The 20,457-nt window shown below is 64.3% G+C and carries 24 protein-coding genes; 10 read left to right on the top strand and 14 right to left on the bottom strand.

What is annotated here, in order from left to right; all coding sequences use genetic code 11:
- Window positions 1-176: 176 nt before the first annotated feature.
- Window positions 177-584 (top strand): hypothetical protein, encoded by a 408-nt coding sequence (locus tag AB7531_RS18845; protein WP_014494682.1) that lies wholly within the window; start codon window positions 177-179, stop codon window positions 582-584.
- A gap of 191 nt (window positions 585-775) precedes the next feature.
- On the opposite strand, the gene AB7531_RS18840 is transcribed toward AB7531_RS18845, so the two are convergent.
- Window positions 776-2,014 carry an MFS transporter gene (locus tag AB7531_RS18840; protein WP_063982791.1) on the bottom strand — a complete coding sequence of 413 codons (1,239 nt, stop codon included), beginning with the start codon at window positions 2,012-2,014 and terminating at the stop codon, window positions 776-778.
- 129 nt (window positions 2,015-2,143) lie between these two features.
- Between AB7531_RS18840 and AB7531_RS18835 the strand changes: the two genes are divergently transcribed.
- Complete coding sequence (locus AB7531_RS18835) at window positions 2,144-2,752, top strand: TetR/AcrR family transcriptional regulator (protein ID WP_063982790.1); 609 nt, start codon at window positions 2,144-2,146, stop codon at window positions 2,750-2,752.
- A 329-nt stretch (window positions 2,753-3,081) separates the two neighbouring features.
- On the opposite strand, the gene AB7531_RS18830 is transcribed toward AB7531_RS18835, so the two are convergent.
- Window positions 3,082-4,455: a PleD family two-component system response regulator gene (locus AB7531_RS18830; protein WP_028150565.1), complete on the bottom strand. Its 1,374-nt coding sequence runs from the start codon at window positions 4,453-4,455 to the stop codon at window positions 3,082-3,084.
- Between the two features lie 14 nt (window positions 4,456-4,469).
- The gene (locus AB7531_RS18825; RefSeq protein WP_008566616.1) at window positions 4,470-4,835 is read right to left on the bottom strand and encodes a response regulator; all 366 of its coding nucleotides are present in this window, start codon (window positions 4,833-4,835) and stop codon (window positions 4,470-4,472) included.
- Window positions 4,836-5,063: 228 nt separating this feature from the next.
- Here AB7531_RS18825 and AB7531_RS18820 point away from each other — a divergent pair, with 228 nt between their 5' ends.
- Both AB7531_RS18820 and AB7531_RS18815 read left to right on the top strand, forming a co-directional pair.
- The gene (locus AB7531_RS18820) at window positions 5,064-5,375 is read left to right on the top strand and encodes a DUF3572 domain-containing protein (RefSeq protein ID WP_028150563.1); all 312 of its coding nucleotides are present in this window, start codon (window positions 5,064-5,066) and stop codon (window positions 5,373-5,375) included.
- Entirely contained in the window at window positions 5,372-6,664 is a 1,293-nt protein-coding gene (locus tag AB7531_RS18815) for a DNA polymerase IV (protein ID WP_063982789.1), read from the top strand. Before AB7531_RS18820 ends, AB7531_RS18815 begins: the two co-directional genes overlap by 4 nt.
- A gap of 16 nt (window positions 6,665-6,680) precedes the next feature.
- On the opposite strand, the gene AB7531_RS18810 is transcribed toward AB7531_RS18815, so the two are convergent.
- Window positions 6,681-6,836, bottom strand: a complete 156-nt coding sequence (locus AB7531_RS18810) for a hypothetical protein (protein WP_166097113.1) — start codon at window positions 6,834-6,836, stop codon at window positions 6,681-6,683.
- A 202-nt stretch (window positions 6,837-7,038) separates the two neighbouring features.
- Between AB7531_RS18810 and AB7531_RS18805 the strand changes: the two genes are divergently transcribed.
- On the top strand, window positions 7,039-7,440 hold the full coding sequence (locus tag AB7531_RS18805) for an ACT domain-containing protein (protein WP_063982788.1): 402 nt from the start codon (window positions 7,039-7,041) through the stop codon (window positions 7,438-7,440).
- Between the two features lie 89 nt (window positions 7,441-7,529).
- Here the strand turns inward: AB7531_RS18805 and AB7531_RS18800 are convergent, their stop codons facing one another.
- Complete coding sequence (locus AB7531_RS18800; protein ID WP_014494674.1) at window positions 7,530-7,931, bottom strand: RidA family protein; 402 nt, start codon at window positions 7,929-7,931, stop codon at window positions 7,530-7,532.
- A gap of 72 nt (window positions 7,932-8,003) precedes the next feature.
- A complete protein-coding gene (locus AB7531_RS18795; RefSeq protein ID WP_063982787.1) occupies window positions 8,004-8,849 on the bottom strand; it encodes a cell envelope integrity EipB family protein in 846 nt (281 codons plus the stop codon).
- A 233-nt stretch (window positions 8,850-9,082) separates the two neighbouring features.
- Between AB7531_RS18795 and AB7531_RS18790 the strand changes: the two genes are divergently transcribed.
- The 4 genes from AB7531_RS18790 (at window position 9,083) to AB7531_RS18775 (ending at window position 12,248) form a co-directional block, all read left to right on the top strand.
- Window positions 9,083-9,550, top strand: coding sequence for a RidA family protein (locus AB7531_RS18790; protein ID WP_014494672.1), 468 nt, complete (start codon window positions 9,083-9,085; stop codon window positions 9,548-9,550).
- Between the two features lie 16 nt (window positions 9,551-9,566).
- Window positions 9,567-10,313, top strand: coding sequence for a glycerophosphodiester phosphodiesterase (locus AB7531_RS18785; protein ID WP_063982786.1), 747 nt, complete (start codon window positions 9,567-9,569; stop codon window positions 10,311-10,313).
- A 213-nt stretch (window positions 10,314-10,526) separates the two neighbouring features.
- Window positions 10,527-11,768, top strand: a complete 1,242-nt coding sequence (locus tag AB7531_RS18780) for a GNAT family N-acetyltransferase (RefSeq protein WP_231142130.1) — start codon at window positions 10,527-10,529, stop codon at window positions 11,766-11,768.
- Window positions 11,769-11,819: 51 nt separating this feature from the next.
- The gene (locus tag AB7531_RS18775; protein ID WP_063982784.1) at window positions 11,820-12,248 is read left to right on the top strand and encodes an HIT domain-containing protein; all 429 of its coding nucleotides are present in this window, start codon (window positions 11,820-11,822) and stop codon (window positions 12,246-12,248) included.
- 118 nt (window positions 12,249-12,366) lie between these two features.
- Here the strand turns inward: AB7531_RS18775 and tsaA are convergent, their stop codons facing one another.
- The 4 genes from tsaA to AB7531_RS18755 all read right to left on the bottom strand — a co-directional run bounded on the left by tsaA (window position 12,367) and on the right by AB7531_RS18755 (window position 15,126).
- The gene (gene tsaA, locus AB7531_RS18770; RefSeq protein ID WP_063982783.1) at window positions 12,367-12,858 is read right to left on the bottom strand and encodes a tRNA (N6-threonylcarbamoyladenosine(37)-N6)-methyltransferase TrmO; all 492 of its coding nucleotides are present in this window, start codon (window positions 12,856-12,858) and stop codon (window positions 12,367-12,369) included.
- Window positions 12,859-12,889: 31 nt separating this feature from the next.
- A complete protein-coding gene (locus AB7531_RS18765) occupies window positions 12,890-13,240 on the bottom strand; it encodes an AzlD domain-containing protein (protein WP_063982782.1) in 351 nt (116 codons plus the stop codon).
- Window positions 13,237-13,977, bottom strand: a complete 741-nt coding sequence (locus AB7531_RS18760) for an AzlC family ABC transporter permease (protein WP_063982781.1) — start codon at window positions 13,975-13,977, stop codon at window positions 13,237-13,239. The genes AB7531_RS18765 and AB7531_RS18760 overlap by 4 nt, the downstream gene beginning before the upstream one ends.
- 108 nt (window positions 13,978-14,085) lie before the next feature.
- Window positions 14,086-15,126: a transglycosylase SLT domain-containing protein gene (locus AB7531_RS18755; protein ID WP_371498030.1), complete on the bottom strand. Its 1,041-nt coding sequence runs from the start codon at window positions 15,124-15,126 to the stop codon at window positions 14,086-14,088.
- A gap of 21 nt (window positions 15,127-15,147) precedes the next feature.
- Between AB7531_RS18755 and AB7531_RS18750 the strand changes: the two genes are divergently transcribed.
- Window positions 15,148-16,164: a TRAP transporter substrate-binding protein gene (locus AB7531_RS18750; RefSeq protein WP_231142132.1), complete on the top strand. Its 1,017-nt coding sequence runs from the start codon at window positions 15,148-15,150 to the stop codon at window positions 16,162-16,164.
- A gap of 82 nt (window positions 16,165-16,246) precedes the next feature.
- Here AB7531_RS18750 and AB7531_RS18745 read toward each other — a convergent pair whose 3' ends face one another.
- The 4 genes from AB7531_RS18745 to AB7531_RS18730 are packed head-to-tail and all read right to left on the bottom strand — an operon-like array spanning window position 16,247 to window position 20,404.
- Window positions 16,247-16,441, bottom strand: a complete 195-nt coding sequence (locus tag AB7531_RS18745; protein ID WP_063982779.1) for a hypothetical protein — start codon at window positions 16,439-16,441, stop codon at window positions 16,247-16,249.
- Between the two features lie 42 nt (window positions 16,442-16,483).
- Window positions 16,484-16,726, bottom strand: a complete 243-nt coding sequence (locus AB7531_RS18740) for a hypothetical protein (protein WP_063982778.1) — start codon at window positions 16,724-16,726, stop codon at window positions 16,484-16,486.
- Window positions 16,727-16,785: 59 nt separating this feature from the next.
- Window positions 16,786-18,084: a glycoside hydrolase family 130 protein gene (locus tag AB7531_RS18735; RefSeq protein ID WP_063982777.1), complete on the bottom strand. Its 1,299-nt coding sequence runs from the start codon at window positions 18,082-18,084 to the stop codon at window positions 16,786-16,788.
- A gap of 34 nt (window positions 18,085-18,118) precedes the next feature.
- A complete protein-coding gene (locus tag AB7531_RS18730) occupies window positions 18,119-20,404 on the bottom strand; it encodes a glycosyltransferase family 4 protein (protein ID WP_063982776.1) in 2,286 nt (761 codons plus the stop codon).
- Window positions 20,405-20,457 lie beyond the last annotated feature (53 nt).

Genomic DNA, 20,457 nt, shown 5'->3' with positions numbered 1-20,457 from the left:
GCCCTTAAAGTGGGATGTGCCGAAATCACCCGTCTGGGCAAACGAGCAGCACTGGTGCCATCGGCAAGCACACGCTCTCTTAGAAGCCGTTCCTTTTTCGGTTTCGTACCACCGTTCACCACGAACTTTGCGCGCTGCTTATGCGGCGGCTCGTTCGGTAACGTCGGGAGAAAGCGATGAGCAAGATCGATCGAAGGTCCGCACTGGGAATCGCGTTGGCAGCGGCTTCGGCTGCCATGGTCAAGCCAGCCGCCGCTCAAGCCACAGGCTACAAGGATATGACGCCTTGGCCAGGTGTCGTGGTGCGTGAATATGAAGGCGAGACACCATCCCTGATCCCAGGTTTTAAGACCGTCTCAATGCGCGATGTCATCATGCAGCCGGGGGCGAAGACCATGGGGCCCCCGATGATGAATGCCATGATCTGCCATATCACCGAAGGGGAGCTTCGGCTTGAGCAGGACGGAAAGACCTTTACGGGCAAGAAGAATTTTGTCTGGACCTGCAACAAGGAAACAAAAGAACAGGCGTACAACGACGGGAATGTGGTCGCGATTATGCGGATCACGGACCTGAAAGCTTAAGGCCCATGTGGAGGAGCGGATGGCGCACGCGACGACGCGCCATCCGCCTGCAGGATCATGGATTGTTGCAACGTCACAGCCGGAGAAAAGTTCGTCCGCGCGCCAAGCTGCGGGTCACAAGCGGCCATCACGACGAAACAGCACGGCGTCCGCGGCAAGCTCCCAAGCTGACGTTCGCGAGCACCGCCCCGCTACGCCGTCCGCAGCACCGGCGACGGCGGCTGCGACGGCCGGATCAGCGCGAATGCGACCTGGATGATGCCGCCGGCCAGACCGAGCGCCACGCCGATGCGCCAGGCCATGGTGTAGGAGCCGAGCGTGTCGTAGAGCACCCCTCCTCCGTAGGCGCCGAGGAAGCTGCCGATCTGGTGGCTCATGAAGGCGAGGCCCTGGATCATCGCCTGCCAGCGCAGGCCGAACATTTCGGCGACGGCGCCGGCAACCAGCGGGCCGACCCCCATCCAGAGGAAGCCCATGATGGCGCCGAACAGCAGCGTCGAGAACGACGTCGCCGGCAGCATGAAATACCAGGCAAGCGCGAGCGAGCGCAGGATGTAGATGCCGCCCAGCAGTGCCAGCTTGTTCCAGCGCTGGCCGGCCCAGCCGAAGAACAGCGAGCCCAGCACGTTGAAGCCGCCGATCATGCCGAGCGTCTGCGCGCTCAGCATCGGATCGAGGCCGCAGATCGCCAGATAGGACGGCAGATGCGTGGTGAGAAACACGAGCTGCATGCCGCAGACGAGATAGGCGCAGGTCATCACCACGAAGGACGCGTTGCCGAACGCCGTCTTCGCAGCCGTCGCGGCGGTGGCATCCCCGATGTCGTCGGCGGCGGGCTTCGGCAGCGGAATCGCGTCGACACGGCCGGCATACCAGGCCGCAGGGATCATCAGCACCGACATGATCACGAAACCGGCGAGCCCGACGCGCCAGCCAAATCCTTCGTTGAGCATCTGTCCGAGCGGCGCCGACAACAGCGCGCCGAGCGAGCCCGCGCCGGAGACGATGCCGAGCACGGTCGAGCGTACAGTCTCCGGCACCGCGCGCGCCGCCACCGACATCGCGATCGCGGCCGCGGTGCAGGCCAGCGACGTCCCGATCAGCACGCCGGCGCCGATCATGATGCTGACGAGCCCGTTCGCGGTCGCCATCAGAATGAGGCCCACGATGTACATCAGCGCGCCCACGATCATGATCGGGCGGAAGCCGTAGCGCACCGTCATCGCGCCGGCGAGCGGCTGGAGAAAGCCCCAGGCGAGGTTCTGCACGGCCAGCGCCAGCGTGAAATCCGAGATCGAAATGTGGATGTCATGCGTCAAAGGCTGCATGAAGATGCCGAGGCTCTGCCGCAGCCCCATGCTCAGCGTCAGCATGATCGAGGCGCCGATCAGGATGGGCAATGTCGGACGCAGGACCTGCAACAGGGGCATATTTTTCTCCCTCGTCGGCGCGACGCGCGCGCCGGCGTCTGCAATTCTCGATGTTTTTAGTTACACAGATCTGTGTACTTAGGCTATGAAAGGTGCACGCTGTCAAGCGAACAGGACGCACGCTGCCGCATGGCTCCCCCGCCCACACCACAGACGATGAAGGAGCGGATCCTCGAGACCGCCGACAAGCTGTTCTATCTGCAAGGCATTCGCGCCATCGGCGTCGACACCATCGCGGCCGAGATCGGGATCTCCAAGCGCACGCTCTACAACCACTTCCCCTCCAAGGACGCGCTGATCGCGGCCTATCTGGAGCGGCGCTTCGTCAAGCCGCGCCCCTCCGACAAGCCCCCGGCCGAGCAAATTCTTGGCACCTTCGATTCGCTGGAGCGGCGCTTTGCGGCCAAGGATTTTCGCGGCTGCCCGTTCGTCAATGCGGTCGCCGAGCTCGGCCCAAAGGACCGCGCCGTGAAGAAAATCGCAATCGCCTTCAAGGAAAGTCGCCGCGTCTGGTTTCGCGAGCGGTTGAACGAGCTAGGTGTTGCGGATGCGGATGCGCTCGCGACACAGCTCGTGCTCCTGGTCGACGGCTCGATCGCGCAGGACCTCGTGCGCGACGACCCCGCGATGGCCCGCGCCGCGAAGGAAGCGGCGAAGGTGCTGCTGCGGAATGCGGGGGTGGATGTGGGTGATGGGGAGAAGCAAACCGCGACGCACAGCAAGCGCACGCCGCACTGAGCACTGCTGCCGCATCACTCGGTGTCATCACCCGCGAAAGCGGGTGATCCAGTATTCCAGAGACAGCGAGGCTAGAACCGAGAGGCCACGGCGTACTGGATTCCCCGCTTTCGCGGGGAATGACAGTGGAGCTTGGGGGGAAGCGACGACACCTGACTACACGTCAGGACCAATTCGCGATCCTATCAAAATGCTCCTGTTTTGCCCGACGTGTCAAACGCCCGGGCAATCGGCCTAGGCCGCCCAGCTCTACCCGCATAAGCCATTGATCCAACTAACGCCGGCTACTGTGCATGGGGTTGTTTTCGCAGTTTTTGTTGCAAGCGGCCTCACGCCGCCTGCGACACCACGCGATTGCGGCCGTCGTGCTTGGCGCGGTAGAGCGCGGTGTCGGCGCGCTTGAGGACGTCGGCGACCGCCTCGCCCTTCTGCTCCAGCGTGGTGAGGCCGATCGAAATCGTGACCTCGATGCGCTTGGTGCCCTTGTGGACGGCGAACGGCTCGCCCGCGATCGAGCGGCGCAGGCGCTCGGCGACCATGCCGGCGACGTGGAGATCGGTCTCCGGCATCACGATGACGAACTCCTCGCCGCCGTAGCGGCAGGCCAGGTCGATGCCGCGGATCGACTTGCGCACGCGCACCGCGAACTCGCGCAGCACGTCGTCGCCGGCGTCGTGGCCGTAATTGTCGTTGATCGACTTGAAATAGTCGATGTCCAGAATCATCAGCGCCAGGGGCTTGCCGCGGGTCGAGGCTTGGTCAGCGAGCGTCGCCAGATGGCTCTCCATGTAGCGGCGATTGTGCAGGCCGGTGAGCGCGTCCGTGATCGCCATCTCGATCGAGTTCTGCACGTTGTCGCGCAAATGATCGGTGTAGCGGCGGCGGCGGATCTGCGTGCGGGCGCGGGCCAGCAGCTCGGTCTTGTCGATCGGGCGCAGCAAATAGTCGTTGACGCCGATCTCGAGGCCGCGGAGCAGCCGCGTCGAGTTCTCGGGGTCCGCGATCGCCAGGATCGGCACGTGGCGCGTGCGCTCCAGCGAGCGCGCCTGGCTGCACAGCCGCAGCCCGTCGAAATTGTTGAGGTCGAGCGAGACGATCAGCAGGTCGTAATTGCCCTCGGCGGCGTGGAACAGCGCTTCCGTCGGGTTCGGCTCGACGTCGATGGTGTGCTCCGCGGCGAGGATCGTCGCCAGCCGCTCATAGGAGGACTGACGGTCGTCGACCAGCAGAATGCGGCCGCCCCGGCCGGTGTCGGCCACGGCGCTGCGCTCGGGCGCCTGCATGCCGATCTCGAGCGAGGTGATGGCGCGCATGCGCAGCTCATCGGTCATCATCTTCAACCGGGTCAGCGAGCGCACGCGCGCGATCAGCACGACGTCGGAGACGGGTTTTGTCAGGAAATCGTCGGCGCCGGCTTCCAGCCCGCGATTGCGGTCGGCGGGGCTGTCGAGCGCGGTGACCATCACGACGGGGATGTGGTGCGTCGCCGGATCGGTCTTGAGACGGCGGCAGACTTCAAAGCCGTCCATGTCGGGCATCATCACGTCGAGCAGGATGATGTCGCATTCGGCGCGGCTGGCCAGCGCCAGCGCTTCGGTGCCGTTCGAGGCGGTCATCACGTCGAAATATTCGGCGGACAGGCGAGCTTCGAGGAGTTTGACGTTGGCGGGAACGTCATCGACAACCAGGATACGCGCGGACACTTTGAACTCACTTCCTATCCGATAAAACGCCGGACCGTCTCAATGAATTTGCCGACCGAGATCGGCTTGGACAAATAGGCCTCGCAGCCGCCCTCGCGGATGCGCTCTTCGTCGCCCTTCATCGCGAACGCCGTGACCGCGACGACGGGAATGGCGCGCAGCTCCGGATCGTCCTTGATCCAGCGCGTGACCTCGAGGCCCGAGACCTGCGGCAATTGGATATCCATCAGCACGAGGTCGGGCCGCATCTTGCGAACGAGGTCGAGCGCCTCGTAGCCGTTGCTGGTGCCGGAGGTCTGGTAACCGTGCGCCTCCAACAGGTCGCGGAAGAGCTTCATGTTGAGCTCGTTGTCTTCCACGATCAGGACGGTCTTAGCCATCCCGCCCTCCTGATTGGCACGAAGCCCTATACATGTGACGCCTCAGGCGCCGCTCGCCGGCGCTTCGAAAACTGGATTCAAACTAGCCTCAGATTCGCTTGAGTTTCGTTAAACCCGAGGGCCGACTTTCTGCGATGTGGTTTCCGGTTGCTTGTCGGCGGTCTTGAGACTCGGGCATGATGGTTTCAAAGTAGACACCGAAAGTTAACGGAAAGGCAAACCGAACCCTTGAAAAAGCCTGTTCACAACCCTCGCGAAGTCGCTGAAATCGTTGCGATTCAGGCGCTCTCCTTCGTGGCCGGCGATCCGGAGCGGCTTGGCCTGTTCCTCGCTGAGACAGGCGTCGGTCCTGAGACCCTGCGCAATGCCGCCTCGGACCCGAATTTCCTCCTCAGCGTGCTCGATTTCGTGATGCGCGATGACGCCACCGTAAAGGCCTTTGCCTCGACCGCGGAGCTGCATCCGACCAACGTTGCTGCGGCGCGGCAGGTGCTGGGCGACGCGCTCGGCGACCCCTCCTGGGAGCGCGACGTGCCGTGACCGTCCCTGATACGGCCGGACCCCGCTGCTTCTGCCGGGATTGTCTGGCCGATCTGGATATGGGCGTGAGGCGCTGCTCCGCCTGCGGTTCCCCTCGCCTCGTCCGCCACCGCGCGCTCGCAGGCCTGACCATCGCCCATATCGACTGCGACGCCTTCTATGCGACGGTCGAGAAGCGCGACAATCCTGACATCGCCGACAAGCCCGTCATCATCGGCGGGGGCAAGCGCGGCGTGGTGTCGGCCGCCTGCTACATCGCCCGCACCTATGGCGTCCGCTCGGCCATGCCGATGTATAGGGCGCTCGAGGCCTGCCCGCACGCGACCGTGATCCCGCCCGACATGGCCAAGTACGTCCGTGTCGGCCGCGAGGTGCGCCAGGCCATGCAGGCGCTGACGCCGCTGGTCGAGCCGCTCTCGATCGACGAGGCCTTCCTCGATCTCTCGGGCACCGAGCGGGTGCACGGCATGGTTCCGGCCAAGGTGCTGGCGCGGTTCGCGCGCAACATCGAGCGCGACATAGGCATCTCCGTCTCGGTCGGCCTGTCCTGCAACAAGTTCCTGGCCAAGATCGCCTCCGACCTCGACAAGCCGCGCGGCTTTGCCGCGCTCGATCAGGAGGAAGCCCGTTTGATGCTGGCGGAGAAGCCGGTCGGCTTCATCTTCGGCGTCGGCCCGGCCACGCAGGAGCGCTTGGTGCAGCGCGGCTTCCGCATCATCGCCGACCTGCAAAAGGCCGACGAGATCGAGATGATGCGGCAGTTTCCGAGCGATGGCCGCAGGCTGTGGCGGCTCGCCCGCGGCATCGACGACCGCCGCGTCGAGCCCGATCGTGGCGCCAAGACGATTTCGAGCGAAACCACCTTCGAGACCGACATCCGCGATTTCGCGACGCTGGAGAAGATCCTGTGGCGGCTCTGCGAGAAGACGTCGTCGCGGCTGAAGAGCAGCGAGCTTGCCGGCTCGACCGTCACGCTGAAACTGAAGACCGCCGATTTCCGCCAGCGCACCCGCTCGCAGTCGATCGCAGGCCCGACGCAGCTTGCCGCCAAGATCTTCTCGATCTGCCGCGAGATGCTGGCGAAGGAGATCGACGGCACCGCGTTCCGTCTGATGGGCGCCGGCGTCAGCGCGCTGCGCGAAGGCTCGCCCGCCGACGACACCGACATGCTCGACCGCCGTGCTGCGCATGCCGAGCGCGCGGTGGACAGTCTGCGCAAGAAGTTCGGCAACTCCGCCGTCATTCGCGGCATCGCGTATGATGGCCCTGAAACAGGACAGCAGGAATGATCGAGTCCTGCTCAATTCAGTCGCGTTCGAAGATCCGTGCACCCGGATAGACACGCCGGGCATACTGAATGACCAACTGCCGATCCTGACTCGCCAGGAACGGCGTTCGGATCTGACAAGACCCGACGATGAGGTGCCACAGGCCGTTGAGCTTTCCAATCATGACGTTCATTTGAGCTTCCTCGCAGTGACCCGAGTAGACTCAAATTGTAAGAATCTCCGGCCGTCGCTCAATTGTACCAGCGTAAGGTCAGCGTATGAGAAGGATTGGAAGAGATATACAAAGGTATGTTGGCGAGGCCCCTGTCAGGTTCCGCCGCTGATCGGTTTCGCAAGGGCTGTACGCATCCGAACGCGCTGAGAGGCTGGCCATCGTGACAGGCGAACGCGACCTCGACGCGCTGTTGAGAAACATGAAGCCGGAGCTGCTGGACGGCACCTTCGTGTTTTGCACGATCCCACCCAACGAGCCCGTTCCCGCAGCGGTCAACCCGCTGCTGACGTTTCGCGAGCAGGAAGGAACCACGCTGGTGATCCTGCGCGAAGAAGCCGAGGCGTCAGGCTTACGCTACGCGTTCGCCTCGCGCCTGATCACCCTGACGGTACACTCCGCGCTCGATGCGGTGGGCTTCCTGGCTGCGGTCACGGCCCGCCTGGCCGAAGCCGGCATCAGCGTGAATGCGGTGTCGGCCTTCCACCACGATCATCTTTTCGTACCTGCCGACAGGGCCGATGAAGCGATGGCTGTTTTGCGAGCTATGTCCGCAGCAAAGTAAGATGGGTAGAGTGAAGCGAAACCCATCGAGCTCTTCCTGCGCAACAAGGGTGATGGGTTTCGCTTCGCTCTACCCATCCCACGGTCGGATCAATCCGCGACGGCCACCGCCTCGATCTCGATCAGCCATTCCGGCGCGGCGAGCGCGGAGACGCCGACGAGGGTGCTGGCCGGCGGCTCCATGCCTTCGAAGAAGGCCGAGCGGGCCTTGCCGATGATAGGGCGCAGCTCCGGCTTGTAGTTCACCACGAAGGTCGTGATCTTGACGATGTTGGCGTAGGTCGCGCCGGCCGCCTTCAGCGCATGGCCGAGATTCTGCATCACCTGCGTCGTCTGCGCGGCAATATCGCCCTCGCCGACGATCCGCCCTTCCTCGTCCACCGACACCTGGCCGGAGATGTAGATCGTACGCGCACCGGAAGCGGTGACGACGTGGGAATAGGCCGGATTGTGATGCAGGCCGCTGGGGCGGAGATGGTCGAGCTTGGGCATGGTGCTTGCCTCCCGGGTTTGTGGTTGGGAGGAAGCGTAGCCGGAGAGCGAGCGGAGGGCTAGTCTCGCCCCTCAATTGCAGGGCTTGCTGTCCCTCGCGTCGAACTTGCCCATCGCGCCGGAAATCACGAAATCGTTGTAATCGAGCACGAGCTGACGCGAAACGCCGTTTTCGTAGAGCTCGAACGCCATCGCGTAGACCGGCGTCTGCTCGCCTTCCTTCTGCTGGGACTCGCGGTCGAAATAGCTGACGGTAACCGGCCAGCGCTTGAGCGACTTCATGTGCTCGTCCGTGGTCGATGCATCGGGCGAAGCAGTGCGGTCGGCGGGAATCGGCTGACCGATCACGGTCAGCGTGTTGTAGACCTTCTGGCCGTCGTCGGAGCCGTCATAGACCGACAGCTCGAGCAACGACTTGCCGTCCTTGGCGGCGGCAATGATGCGCTGGATCTGCTCGGTCGGGAACACGATCTTGCCGTCGAGCGTGAAATTCTTCGGCGCCGGCAGCTTCAGCTTGACGTTGATGTGGTCGCCGTCGCGCTCGGCCGAACCGTCGACCCGGCCGGCATCGGCCTCGTTCATCCGCGTCTCGATCTTGAAGCGGTAGCTTTTTCCCGCGGCGTCCTCCCAGGAGTTGGAGCGGAGGTCGCTCAGCGTGATCTTGCCCTCGCCGCTGTCGAGCTCGGAGACCTGGCGGAATTCGGAGGTGTAGCCCTCGCACGAACTCCCCGTGAAATTGTAGAGGATGCGGCCGCGCGCGCTGTTGATCGAATTGGAGCGCGATTTGACGAGGCTGAGGTCGTAGAGCGCCTGGTGCGCAAGGAACGGACCGCTGGCCGCCTGCGCTCCACCGCCTGCGCCGAAAGCAGCCGCCGCGAGCGCCATCACACCGAGCGAAGTCCGGAAAAGGTGCACCATGTGTCATCCCTGGGGAAAGCGCAGATTCGACATTTTAATGACCGTTCCATTGCGTCGCAACTGAGGCCGTTTCACGTAAAGTTGCGGCCCCCGCCTTGAACCTGCTGCCTGGCCACAACAAAATGCAGTCGCTCCGGTTGCTTGCATGTGACGGCACGATGGGCGAAACAGGGCGCGCCCGGCCTCCAAATGGACGCAGCCGGGCGGATGAAATTTGGACAACGAGGTCGAACATGGCGGGCACGGTCGAGCAGAAACTGGCGGAACAGGGCATCAAGCTGCACGAGGCCCCTACCCCTGTCGCCAATTACGTGCCGTTCGTGCGCACCGGTAACCTGCTGTTCGTCTCCGGCCAGGTCTGTTTCGACCCCGCCGGCAAGCTGATCGCCAAGGGCAAACTCGGTGCCGGCGTTTCGATCGAGGACGGTGCCGCAGCGGCGCGCGGCTGCGCCGTGAACCTGCTGGCCCAGGTCAAGGCGGCGCTCGGCGACCTCGACAAGGTCGTGCGCGTGGTGCGCCTCGGCGGCTTCATCAACTCGGCACCCGACTTCCTGGACGGACCGAAGGTGCTCAACGGCGCCTCCGACCTGATGGTCGCCGCCTTCGGTGACAAGGGCCGCCATGCCCGCACCACCGTCGGCGTCGCCTCGCTGCCCGCGGATGCGGCGGTCGAGGTCGAAGGCGTGTTCGAGGTCGCCTGACACGGAGCTGACGGCGTTGCGCGCTCCTGATTGGCTGACAGCCCGGCCGGTCGCCCATCGCGGCCTGCATGACATTTCCCGCGGTGTCGTCGAGAACATGCCGGGCGCGGTGCAGGCTGCGATCGCGGGCAATTTCTCGATCGAGGTCGACATCCAGCTCTCCGCCGACGGCGAGGCCATGGTGCACCATGACCACGCGCTCGGCCGTCTCACCGAGGCCACCGGCGAGGTGGTCGAGAAGACCGCGGCCGAGCTGAAGGCGGTCAAGTTCAAGGACACGGACGAGCGGATGATGTCGCTGTCCGATCTCTGCGCCATGGTCGCCGGGCGCGTGCCGCTGGTGATCGAGGTGAAGAGCCATTTTGGCGGCGACCGCAAGCTGGTGAAGCGGATGGCCGAGGTGCTGGCGTCCTATCAGGGGCCCGCTGTCGGCATGTCGTTCGATCCCGACCAGGTGCTGGCGCTGCGTGAGCTGTTGCCGTCCCGCCCGCGCGGCATCGTTGCGCAGCGGACCTACGAGGACGAGTACTGGGCGAAGCTGACGCAGGCGCAGCGCGACAGCATGCTGTACCTGCGCCACGGCTTTCAGACCCAGCCGCATTTCGTCGCCTTCAAGGTTGACCACCTGCCGGCCCCCGCCCCCTGGATCGCCCGCAACGTCCTCGGCTGCGCCCTGCTCGGCTGGACCGTGCGCACCCCGGAGCAGCGGACGCGGGTCGGACAATATGCGGATCAGATGATCTTTGAGGGGTTCGTCCCGTAGGGGGAACACCTGTTGCACAGCGCTTGCTCTCGTGTCCCGGACGCGCTGCAACGCGCAGCGTTGCTGTGCAGAGCCGGGATCCAGAAGGCGGCACGCTATTCGGAGAGATGGGCCCCGGCTCTGCACCGCTGCGCGCTGCGATGCGTCTGGGGCACGAGAGAGCTCGGTTCCCGCCTCTTGAAGTCGCTGCTGCAATGCACGATCTTGGGCACGATGGCATCATCTGAAATCACACTCGAGGCTGTACCCTCGATTGGCGAGGTATCTGCCGAGGATTGGGACGCCTGTGCCAATCCCGACAAGGCTTGCAACGGGTATGGCGCGGGAACTTCATCCGTGCTTCCAGGCGATTCCCTCGGCCTCTCAAAACCCGCTTATAACCCGTTCGTCTCGCACGCGTTTTTATCCGCGATTGAGAAATCGGGTTCAGCAACCATCCGCACCGGCTGGGGGCCGCGGCATCTGGTGGCCAAGGTCGATGGCCGCGTCGCCGGGGTCGTGCCCTGCTATCTGAAATCGCATTCCCAGGGCGAATACGTCTTCGACCGCGGCTGGGCGGATGCCTATGAGCGCGCCGGTGGACGGTACTATCCGAAGCTCCAGGTCTCGGTTCCCTTCACCCCGGCCACAGGGCCCCGGCTGCTGGTCCGCGACGGCGTGGATCGCGAGCGCATCGCTGAAGCGCTTGCAAGCGGGCTGGTGGCGCTGTGCGGCGTCAGCAAGGCCTCCTCGGTGCACGTGACCTTCGCGCGTGAGACGGAGTGGAAGCGGCTCGCCGGACACGGCTTCCTCCAGCGCACCGATCAGCAGTTCCACTGGCATAACGAGGGATTTGCGACCTTCGACGATTTCCTCACCACGCTCAATTCGCGCCACCGCAAGTCGATCAAGCGCGAGCGGCGCGATGCGCTTGCCACCGGCATCACCATCCACTGGCTCACCGGCAGCGACATCACCGAGGATGCCTGGGACGCCTTCTTCGAATTCTACATGGAGACCGGGTCGCGCAAATGGGGCCGGCCTTATCTCACGCGCGAATTCTTCTCGCTGATCGGCGAGACCATGAGCCAGGACGTGCTGCTGGTGATGGCCCGCCGCAACGGCCGCTGGATCGCGGGCGCGATCAACTTCATCGGCTCGGATACGCTGTTCGGCCGCAACTGGGGCGCGGTCGAGCATCATCCGTTCCTGCATTTCGAGGTTTGCTACTATCAGGCGATCGATTTCGCGATCAAACACGGCCTCGACAACGTCGAGGCCGGCGCGCAGGGCGAGCACAAGATCGCGCGCGGCTACCTGCCGCGGACGACCCATTCCGCCCACTTCATCGCCGATCCCGGCCTGCGCCGCGCCATCGACGATTACCTCAAGCGCGAGCGCGCCTATGTCGCCGAGGCCGGACGGGAGCTGGCCGAGCTCGGCCCGTTCCGCAAAGGCGTCGACGAGGCGCCTTGACGGTTTGCCACGGCTGATGACAGTAAGCGCAAAATTCGAGGAGCCGCCGCCATGACCGCCTACGACCCCAACAACATCTTCGCGAAGATCCTGCGCGGCGAGTTTTCCTGCCACAAGGTCTATGAGGACGAGCATGTGTTTGCCTTCCTCGACATCATGCCGCGGGTATCGGGCCATACGCTGGTGATCCCGAAGGCCCCTGCCCGCAACATCCTCGACATCAAGCCTGACGACTACGCCCACGTCGCCCGGGGCGCGCACAAGATCGCGGCCGCTGCGATGAAAGCGTTCGAGGCCGACGGCATCACCGTGCAGCAGTTCAACGAGCCCGCCGGCGGCCAGGTGGTGTTTCATCTCCACATGCACGTGATGCCGCGCCACGACGGCGTGGCCATGCTGCCACCCGCCAGCCGCAAGGAAGACGTCAAGGTCCTCGAAGAGAACGCGGCCAAGCTGATCGCGGCGTTGAAGGCGGGCTGATTGCCGCGCATCGTCATTCCGGGGCGCGCGGAGCGCGAGCCCGGAATCCACTTCACCACCGTCTCTGTTGCCCGATGGATTCCGGGCTCGTGCCTTCGGCACGCCCCGGAATGACGAACTACTCCGACTGAAAATCCCCTGCCTGCGGGGCGGCCAGCGGCGTGAATTCGCAACGATCTGGCTTGATGTCGATCAGCGGCGTGTTGTCGATGCAGTCGAGCCCGCGCACCAGAATGGCATTGCCCTCGATGCCGACGAGCTTGACGATCGAGGTGCCGATCGGGTTGGGCCGGACCGGTGAGCGCAGCGAAAACGTGCCGCGGGTCTTCTCGTTGTTCTTCGGGCTTTGCAGGACGATGTCGCGGCGCGACTTGTCGAGCCAGTAGAGCACCTCGAGATTGCTGTAGAAATCGACGCCCTTGATGGCCGGCACGAACGGCTCGAAGATCTCGAGCCGGCACACCGGGCCGTCCTGACGCCCCTGTCGCGGCGTCTCCATCCGCGAGGTCCAGGGCGTGCGGATGCGGCCGATGAAGACGAGGCCGGCATCCTCCGTCGACGGCAGCTCGATGGCGACCTCGCCCTCGCGGAGCTCGTTTTCGCGAACCATATTTCCAGTTCCTTGCTGTTCGCCGGTGGTTTTAGCCTAACCACCACTTTCCGGCCAGCATGAAGACTTCGCCTGTCACCACACCTGCGAAGATCGAGCGGCGGGTCAGCAGGAAGGCGACGAGGCCTGCGCCGACCGCGCCATAGCGCAAGACGTCCGGCACGCTGGCGAGCGCCCCCGGCGGCTCCACCACGATCTGGGCGATGACGCCGGCCAGGATGGCGGTGGCGACCGCCCTCACCCAGACCAGCAGCTCCGAGCCCTCGTCGATGCCGCCGCCGAACCACAGGCCCAGCATGCGCCATATCTGGTTGGGAACAACGCCCGCAACGAACAGCACGACGAGTGCGTGCCAGTCGCCGATGAGCTGCGCAAAGCTCATGCGCGCACCTCCCGCCACCAATGCACGCCATAAGCGATCGTGCCGGCCACCAAACCGCTGACGAGAATGTCGAGCCCGGAGTTCATCTTCGCGGCCAGCGGATAGAGCAGAACCCCGAGCGTCAGCGCGACGACGTCGGCGACCTCGCGACTGTTGCGCGCGGTCGAGAACAGGAACGACAGCGGCGTCAGCATCAGGATCGCGGCCCCGAGCGTCTGCGTCAGGTTGGCGGCAAGGAAATAGCCGACCGTGTTGGCGGTGAGACACACTGAGACCAGACCAAAACCAAGTCCGTTGACGAAGGCGATGCGCCGCTCGCGCGGCACCTGCGGCAGGAAGCGATGGCATTCGACCCACAGTGTCACCGCCGTAAGATGCGCGGCGAAGAACAGCTCGCGCCGCTTGGTCGTCGGCGTGCGCATCAGGGGCAGCACCGAGACCACCATCGGAAACAGCCGGATCGCGCTGACGGTGACCGCGATCGCCGATTGGATGATGGTCGCGCCGGAGCCGAGCGTGGTGATCAGAATGATCTGCGCGGGGCCCGCCCAGACGAACAGCGTCGAGCACAGCGCCCAGAGCAGGCTGAAATGGGTGTCATGGGCGAGCGCGCCGATGCCGAGATAGGTCGCGAACAGGACAAGCGTGAGGATCGTCTGCGTGATCGAACGCAGTCCCCACGCAAACGCGCGCCAGGAACTTTGCCATTGAGGGGAATCGAGCGGAGGAAGCGCCACGGGAGTCTTTGGCCGGATTGCGGAATCGTGCCCGCATAACGGGCAATGCCGTGGCTGGCGTCAAGGAAGCGCGCGGCGGGGCTGGCATGCGCGCGCGGGCAGACGCGCCTACCCGCTCACACCCCGGTTCTTCAGCACGAAGCAGGCACCGCCGGCCTTGCGGATGCGGTTGCACAGATCATCCGCCTCGCTGCGCGTGTCCGCGCCGATGCGCACCTGGTAGAAGGCGCGCGTACCGCGGCTGCGCATCACCGAGCTTAGCAGGCTCGGATCGCGCTCGCCGATCACCGCGGTCAGCCGCGTGACGGCGCGGGAATACATCGCCAGCGCCCTGTTGCGGTCGAAGCCGGCAGCGAGCTGTACGCCCCAGACCTTTGCGGCAGCGAGCTCGACATGTTGTTCGAGCTCGGCGACGAAGGCATTCGGCGCGCGCTTGAGAAGCGCCATGAGATCGCGGCAGCTCGTCGGCGGCGAACTCGGCGGTCCCTTGCCGGTCGCTCCTGCCTTGGCCCACGCGTCAACGCTCGTGCCGGTGATGGCATAGACGTAGTTGCGGGTCTGCTCCGGCATGCCGCCGGTGCCGGCGAGCCATTCCTGCACCCGGCGCGGCCCGGCGTTATAGGCGGCTGCGGCCAAGCCGAGATTGCCGAACTGGTTGCGCAGCTCGTTCAAAAATTCGGCCGACTTCGGCAGCGCCTGCACCGGGTTGAAGGGATTGAGCAGCCCGCGCTCGCTCGCAGTGCCCGGCATGAACTGCGCGATCCCCTGCGCATGCTCGCCGCTGCGCGTCATGGGTCCCACGGCATCGGCCTGGAATCGGCTTTCCTGCCAGATCACGCGGGCGAAGAATTCCAGCGGCAGATTGGCATCCCGTGCGGCGGCCTCGACGATCAGGCAGATCGATTCCCGCGTATCGCTCTCGCGCGCAGCGACCGGACTCGCCGGTGGCATCGCAAGCTCCTCGACGCTGGGGACAGCAATATTGGTCTTCGCGGGCGAACTGTCCCACGCCGCCACCCGTGTCGCCGAGACGAGCAGTGCGGCGATGATGAGTGATGCAGTTCGCGTCAGCCGTGCCCAAGCATCGCTGTGGCGTGCTCCGGCGCGGCATGCAACAAGATGATCTGCCATGTTGTGGCATCGTGCCATGGTTCGACGAGTTGCCAATATATGCTGTTTGACCCGCTTCTCCCAATGCGCTGCCCCGCCCCAGGGATCCGCGCGATCCTCGTCCTCGTAGCCCTCGTCCTGTCCGCCGCGCCCGCCATGGCGCAAGTCAACTGGCGGATGACCACGGAATATCCGCAAAACAACATTTCCGGGATCGGGCTCACCAGTTTCGCCGATCGCGTCGCGGCGCGCACAAACGGTTTCGTGACCGTAGCTAGCGCTTTCGACAACGAGCTCAAGATCAACTCGGGCGAAATGCCGCGCGCCGCGCTGGCTGGTCGCATCGCCGGCGGCGACGCCTTCGCGGGCGCGCTTTCGGGCCTCGACCCGGTGCTCGGATTGTCCACCCTGCCCTTTCTGGTGCAGTCCGTCGACCTCGCCCGCGCCACCAATCTGCGGGCGCGCCCGCTCTACGAGAAGGCGCTCGCGGCGCGCGGCCTGAAGCTGCTCTACGTCACGATCTGGCCGGCCACGGGCCTCTGGTCGGACCATGCGCTGGAAGGCGCCGACGCCCTGCCGAGACTGAATTTGCGGGCCTACGACGCCAACTCCGGCGAGGTCATGCGCGCGGCCGGCGCGAATGCACAGTTCCTGCCGATGGACGCGGCACTCGCTGGCCTCAGGGAGCACCGGCTGAATGCGTTCCTGACCTCCGGCGACGGCGGCGCGGGACGCAAGCTCTGGGACTTCCTGCCCTACTTCACAGCGATCAACTACGCGATGCCGGTCTCGATCGCCTTCGTCCGCAGCGACGCATTTGCCGAACTGTCCGAGCCGGTGCAGCGCGAGGTCCTGGCCGCGGCGGCCGAGACCGAGCAAAGCCAATTCGCGCTATTGACCCATCGCACCATCGAAAATTATGCGCGCATGCGCGACAACGGCGTCCGCATCGCCGAGCCGGCGCCGGCGTCCCTCGTCGCCGCGCTCCGGAAAGCGGCAACGCCCGCGATCGCCACCTGGGAGACGCAGGCGGGCGCCGATGCCGCGGCGATCGTCGAATGGGCGAGACAGCAATAGGGCGAGCCGTGGCGGCCGCCGGCTTGCCACAGCGGTGCTGCGTTGAAATGTCCGCCAGTCCCGCCCTTCACTCGCTTCGGTCCTATGCCGAGGCCGGCTTTTCTGCGCTGATTGCGCGGTCCAGGGCATCGATCAGCGTTTGAAGCTCGACAAACTTGTTCCGTGCTCGCTCGGCATTGTCGCGATCAAAGGGAGCGGCCAGCACCTTCGCATGCGTGTCCCTGTCCTCGATCATTCGATCGCGGGCCTTCTTCAATATGTCCAGTCGCTCGTTCATCTGTGCCTCTCCGCCAATATCTGCTCGACCACGATCAGGGCCTCAGTCGAAACCAGCCGGAAGCTCGCCCTTTCGGAAGAACACCGTAGGCTCATCGTCATAGTCACCCATTTCGGGATCGCCGCTGGACGAGAACGCGACGACGCCGAGTTTGCTCAAGGCCAGTCTCTCCGCCGTGCGCAGCGCGCCGCTTTCCGACTTGCAGACGATGGGAGAGTCGGCCTTCAGATTTCCACCCTTGCCGGCGTTGAACGCCTGCACCACGTAGGTTGTTTCGCGGACCATGACGGCACCTCTGACCTGTTGACACACGGAGTTGACGTCAACGACCGCGACAACCGCGCTCAGCCGCGCATCGCTTCGATGAGCGCGGAAATCCTGATCGTTGCAAAGCTGGAGAAGGTGTCCGACACGGCATATGGCAGGATGATCTGGTCATTGTGCCTCATCGCACCGCAGGTATAGACGACGTTGGGGACATACCCTTCGCGTTCGGACGGTTCAGGCCGCAGCAGCGGCTCGGCCGAGCGAGCCAGCACCCTGGACGGGTCGCGCTTGTCGAGCAGAGCCGCTCCGATCGAGTATTTCCGGATCGGGCCGACACCGTGCGTCAGCAGCAGCCAACCTTCGTCAAGTTCGATGGGTGCCCCGCAATTGCCGATCTGGACGAACTCCCAGGGAAATTGCGGTTTCAAAAGCACCCGGCCGCCCTCCCATGTGTAGAGGTCGTCCGAATAGACCAGATACAGGTTCTCATTGTCCTGTCGCGCGATCATGGCATAGCGGCCGTCGATCTTGCGTGGGAACAGCGCCATGCCCTTGTTGTGGGCTGCAGCCCCCCGCAAAGGCGTTAGCCGAAACGACATGAAGTCGCTGGTCTCGATCAATTCAGACCGGATCGCACGTCCGCTATAGGCCGTATAGGTCGCGTAGTAGATCGCCCGATCACCGTCGTTGAATTTGACGAAGCGCGCATCCTCGATGCCGTTGGATTGGGATTCGGTCACGGGAAAGATGACCCGCTCGCTGAGGTCTTCCTCGGGCCTGAACACCAGTTCCACACGGTCGCCGTCCGATCCGGATACGCGATGGCTGATCCGGGGGACCGAGGCAAGGCGCGCCGTCGGATCGACGGCCAGGCTTCCGTCAGCCGCAATCGTTCCGGTTCGAAACGTCAGTGACGACACATGCCCCTCGCCGATGGCCCGGAGGCTGACGATGAATCGCGAACCTCCCTTCGGTGCCCCCGATTGATCGGGGTGCGGGACGATGCTGGGGTTGAACAAGGCAGAGGCTTCGAACGAATACTCACTGAGAAAATAGGCACCAATCAGCTGGCGCTGCGTCTTCGAGAAGACGCCATGCGTGGCGAAAGCGTCCTCCATTTCATCCGCTCGGGTCTCGAACCGCTCCAGGAGGTTACGATGTCGCCCCTGGAAATTGTCGAGCACATCCGCAAGCTGAACTGCAACGGCCTCCGAACTGAGCGCAAGAACCCGGTCGACGATATGATTTGCACGCATCTTGTCGGTCGGGTTCAGGTCGCGGGGTTCGGTTGCCGGCTTGAAGGGCCGCACGATGACTCGCGCTGGATCGGGGCGCAGATTAAGCCCCTGCCGGTTCAGGAAAGAAGCTTGTGACACGGTATCCTCGGCGTGCTGAATGAAAAGATGAAGTTCAGGCGCTCACGGCGCGCAAGGCTGTGGGCCTCGTCAAGCTCGGGTTGACGCGCGCAAGCTGGCGCATCTCGGCAAGCCCGAGGAGATAGCAAACAACGGACTCGCCCCCGCGGTTTTCGTTGGCGCGATCAGCGTGCAAACCATCCCGGCAACTGCCAGTGAGCGGATCGACCAGCGCCACTGAGAGATCGTTGCTGCCTAGGAACCAGGCGAAGGCCCGAGTTGCCATGGCTTTCCATTCGGCATCGCCGTCGGCACGCCACGCAGCGAGGCAGGCGGCGATCGTCGCCGTTGCCTCCACGGGCTGCTGATCAAACGCACGGGGACGTTGCCGCCGCTCGCCGAAGCCGGCGGTGCCGACCGGCCGGAAATGCCCTGCCGCGGTCGTCTGCTGCGTCATGAGCCAGCGCAGAGACCTCAATCCGGCATCGAGATATTGGGGCGCCTGCGTCGCCATGCCTGTGAGGATCAACGCCTGCGGCAGCCGCGCGTTGTCGTAGGCCAGCCCTTCCTCAAACCACACCCAGTCCGACGTCTCGACCGACGCCAGACACGCCATCAACCTGCCAGCAAGGGAATGCCGGACGTCCCTGGCGTGGAGATCGTCCGGAGCCACAGCGCAATAAGCGTCCAAGCCCAGCAGCATGAATGCCCATGCGCGGGGCGAACGAAAGCTCGCCGCGATCGACAATGCCTGGGCGAACAAGGCAGCGGCCCACAGGCGCCGGGCCGGGCTCGCGTCTCTGCGTGCAGCCTCGCCCAAAGCCCATAGCGTCCGCCCGTGACTGTCTTCTGACCCTCTGTCCTCAAGCCAGGTTCGATTGAACCCCATGAAGTTGCGAAATTGCCCGGTGTCGGGATTCCAGGCGTGCTGCACGAATGCCGCAAACCGGCTCGTCAGGATTTCGGACAGCGGCTGTTCGCCTGGACCATTGAGGGCGCAGGCCAGCAGCAGCGCTCGGGCATTGTCGTCGACGCAATAGCCGTGCGCGCGATCCGGCACCGAATGGACCGCATGCTGGAACAGGCCGACATCATCGCACATCGACAGGAAATGGCCGATCTGCATATCGGGCGATGCGGGGCTACGTGGCTCCGGCACATTCATGTCTGAGCCCGCGAAGAGCTTAAGCCGATGGCCTTGCCGTACATTCTCGAAGACGGACACGTAGCGCTCGGCCACCCGCTCCCATGTCATCATCCGGCTCGCCGCATAGGCGCGCCGCGACATCGCCTGCCGGCGGGCGTCGTCGGTCAGCAGGCCTGCGATCTCGTTGCCGATCGCCGCGGCGTCGCTGAAAGGCACCAGCACGCCGCACCCGTCGGCAAGCAGCTCGCGGGCGTGCCAGTAAGGCGTCGAGACGACCGGCTTCCCCAATCCGAAGCTGTAGGCCAGGGTTCCCGAGGTCATCTGGGCCTCGTTGAGATAGGGCGTGACATAGACGTCGCACATCGAGATGAATTCGAGCAGCGTGGCGAGATCCGCGAACCGGTCGAAGAACACCACGTGGTCGTCAATTCCGAGTTCGCGCACCCGCGCCATCAGGCTCTCGCGATAGGCCTCGCCCTGGTTTCGGACCAGGTTGGGGTGCGTTGCGCCAAGCACGACATACACCGCATTCGCGCAGCGCTTCAGAATCGACGGCATGGCGTCGATCATGATTTCGATGCCCTTGTTCGGTGACAACAGGCCGAATGTCAGGATGACCGATTTTTGCTCAAATCCAAGCTTGGCCTTCGCTGCATCGGGCTCGACGAAGGCGACGTCCGGAATGCCGTGGGCGATGACCTCGATCTTGTCGCCAGCCACCCGGTAGACGTCGCGCAGCAGTTCGCGGCCCTTATTGGCCATCACCACGACCTTCGACGACGCCTCGACGATGCGCTCCATGACCGTCCGCTGCGCAGATGTCGGATCGGCGAGCACGGTATGGAACGTCGTCACCACCGGCATGGCAAGGCGGGACAACAGCACGAGGATATGGGCTCCGGCCTCACCACCGAAAATCCCGAACTCGTGCTGCAAACACACGGCATCGAACCGGCCGGCATTGAGGAAATCCGCGGCCCGCATGTAGTCTTCGATATTGCCGTCCTTGATCTGGAACGCGACCGCCGGAGGATAATCATAGGCTTGACCGCGATCGGTCATTGCCACGATGCAGGTCTCCAGATCCTGGCGCGAAATCGATATCGCGTTCTTCAGGTCGGTCGTATAGGTCGCAATTCCGCATCGTCGAGGCAGCGAGTTGCCGATCACGGCGATACGGCGGAGCGGCGTCATGTCGGCACCTCTATGATTTCGCTTGATGTCGGAGTGTGCACGGCGGGCGGACG

It is taken from the genome of Bradyrhizobium sp. 63_E2_N1_3 (assembly GCF_052076005.1).
Lineage (GTDB): Bacteria > Pseudomonadota > Alphaproteobacteria > Rhizobiales > Xanthobacteraceae > Bradyrhizobium > Bradyrhizobium barranii.
Note: the sequence above shows the minus strand (reverse complement) of the source record. Positions and strands in the feature narration are given on the sequence as shown.

Excerpts from the sequence above, each read along its gene's own strand:
- AB7531_RS18795 (WP_063982787.1), bottom strand. The coding sequence starts at position 8,849 with ATGGTGCACCTTTTCCGGACTTCGCTCGGTGTGATGGCGCTCGCGGCG.
- AB7531_RS18800 (WP_014494674.1), bottom strand. The coding sequence starts at position 7,931 with ATGCCCAAGCTCGACCATCTCCGCCCCAGCGGCCTGCATCACAATCCG.
- AB7531_RS18810 (WP_166097113.1), bottom strand. The coding sequence starts at position 6,836 with ATGAACGTCATGATTGGAAAGCTCAACGGCCTGTGGCACCTCATCGTC.
- tsaA (WP_063982783.1), bottom strand. The coding sequence starts at position 12,858 with ATGGTTCGCGAAAACGAGCTCCGCGAGGGCGAGGTCGCCATCGAGCTG.
- AB7531_RS18845 (WP_014494682.1), top strand. The coding sequence starts at position 177 with ATGAGCAAGATCGATCGAAGGTCCGCACTGGGAATCGCGTTGGCAGCG.
- AB7531_RS18755 (WP_371498030.1), bottom strand. The coding sequence starts at position 15,126 with ATGGCACGATGCCACAACATGGCAGATCATCTTGTTGCATGCCGCGCC.
- AB7531_RS18780 (WP_231142130.1), top strand. The coding sequence starts at position 10,527 with ATGGCATCATCTGAAATCACACTCGAGGCTGTACCCTCGATTGGCGAG.
- AB7531_RS18790 (WP_014494672.1), top strand. The coding sequence starts at position 9,083 with ATGGCGGGCACGGTCGAGCAGAAACTGGCGGAACAGGGCATCAAGCTG.
- AB7531_RS18775 (WP_063982784.1), top strand. The coding sequence starts at position 11,820 with ATGACCGCCTACGACCCCAACAACATCTTCGCGAAGATCCTGCGCGGC.
- AB7531_RS18740 (WP_063982778.1), bottom strand. The coding sequence starts at position 16,726 with ATGGTCCGCGAAACAACCTACGTGGTGCAGGCGTTCAACGCCGGCAAG.
- AB7531_RS18840 (WP_063982791.1), bottom strand. The coding sequence starts at position 2,014 with ATGCCCCTGTTGCAGGTCCTGCGTCCGACATTGCCCATCCTGATCGGC.
- AB7531_RS18835 (WP_063982790.1), top strand. The coding sequence starts at position 2,144 with ATGGCTCCCCCGCCCACACCACAGACGATGAAGGAGCGGATCCTCGAG.
- AB7531_RS18730 (WP_063982776.1), bottom strand. The coding sequence starts at position 20,404 with ATGACGCCGCTCCGCCGTATCGCCGTGATCGGCAACTCGCTGCCTCGA.
- AB7531_RS18745 (WP_063982779.1), bottom strand. The coding sequence starts at position 16,441 with ATGAACGAGCGACTGGACATATTGAAGAAGGCCCGCGATCGAATGATC.
- AB7531_RS18750 (WP_231142132.1), top strand. The coding sequence starts at position 15,148 with ATGCTGTTTGACCCGCTTCTCCCAATGCGCTGCCCCGCCCCAGGGATC.
- AB7531_RS18825 (WP_008566616.1), bottom strand. The coding sequence starts at position 4,835 with ATGGCTAAGACCGTCCTGATCGTGGAAGACAACGAGCTCAACATGAAG.
- AB7531_RS18765 (WP_063982782.1), bottom strand. The coding sequence starts at position 13,240 with ATGAGCTTTGCGCAGCTCATCGGCGACTGGCACGCACTCGTCGTGCTG.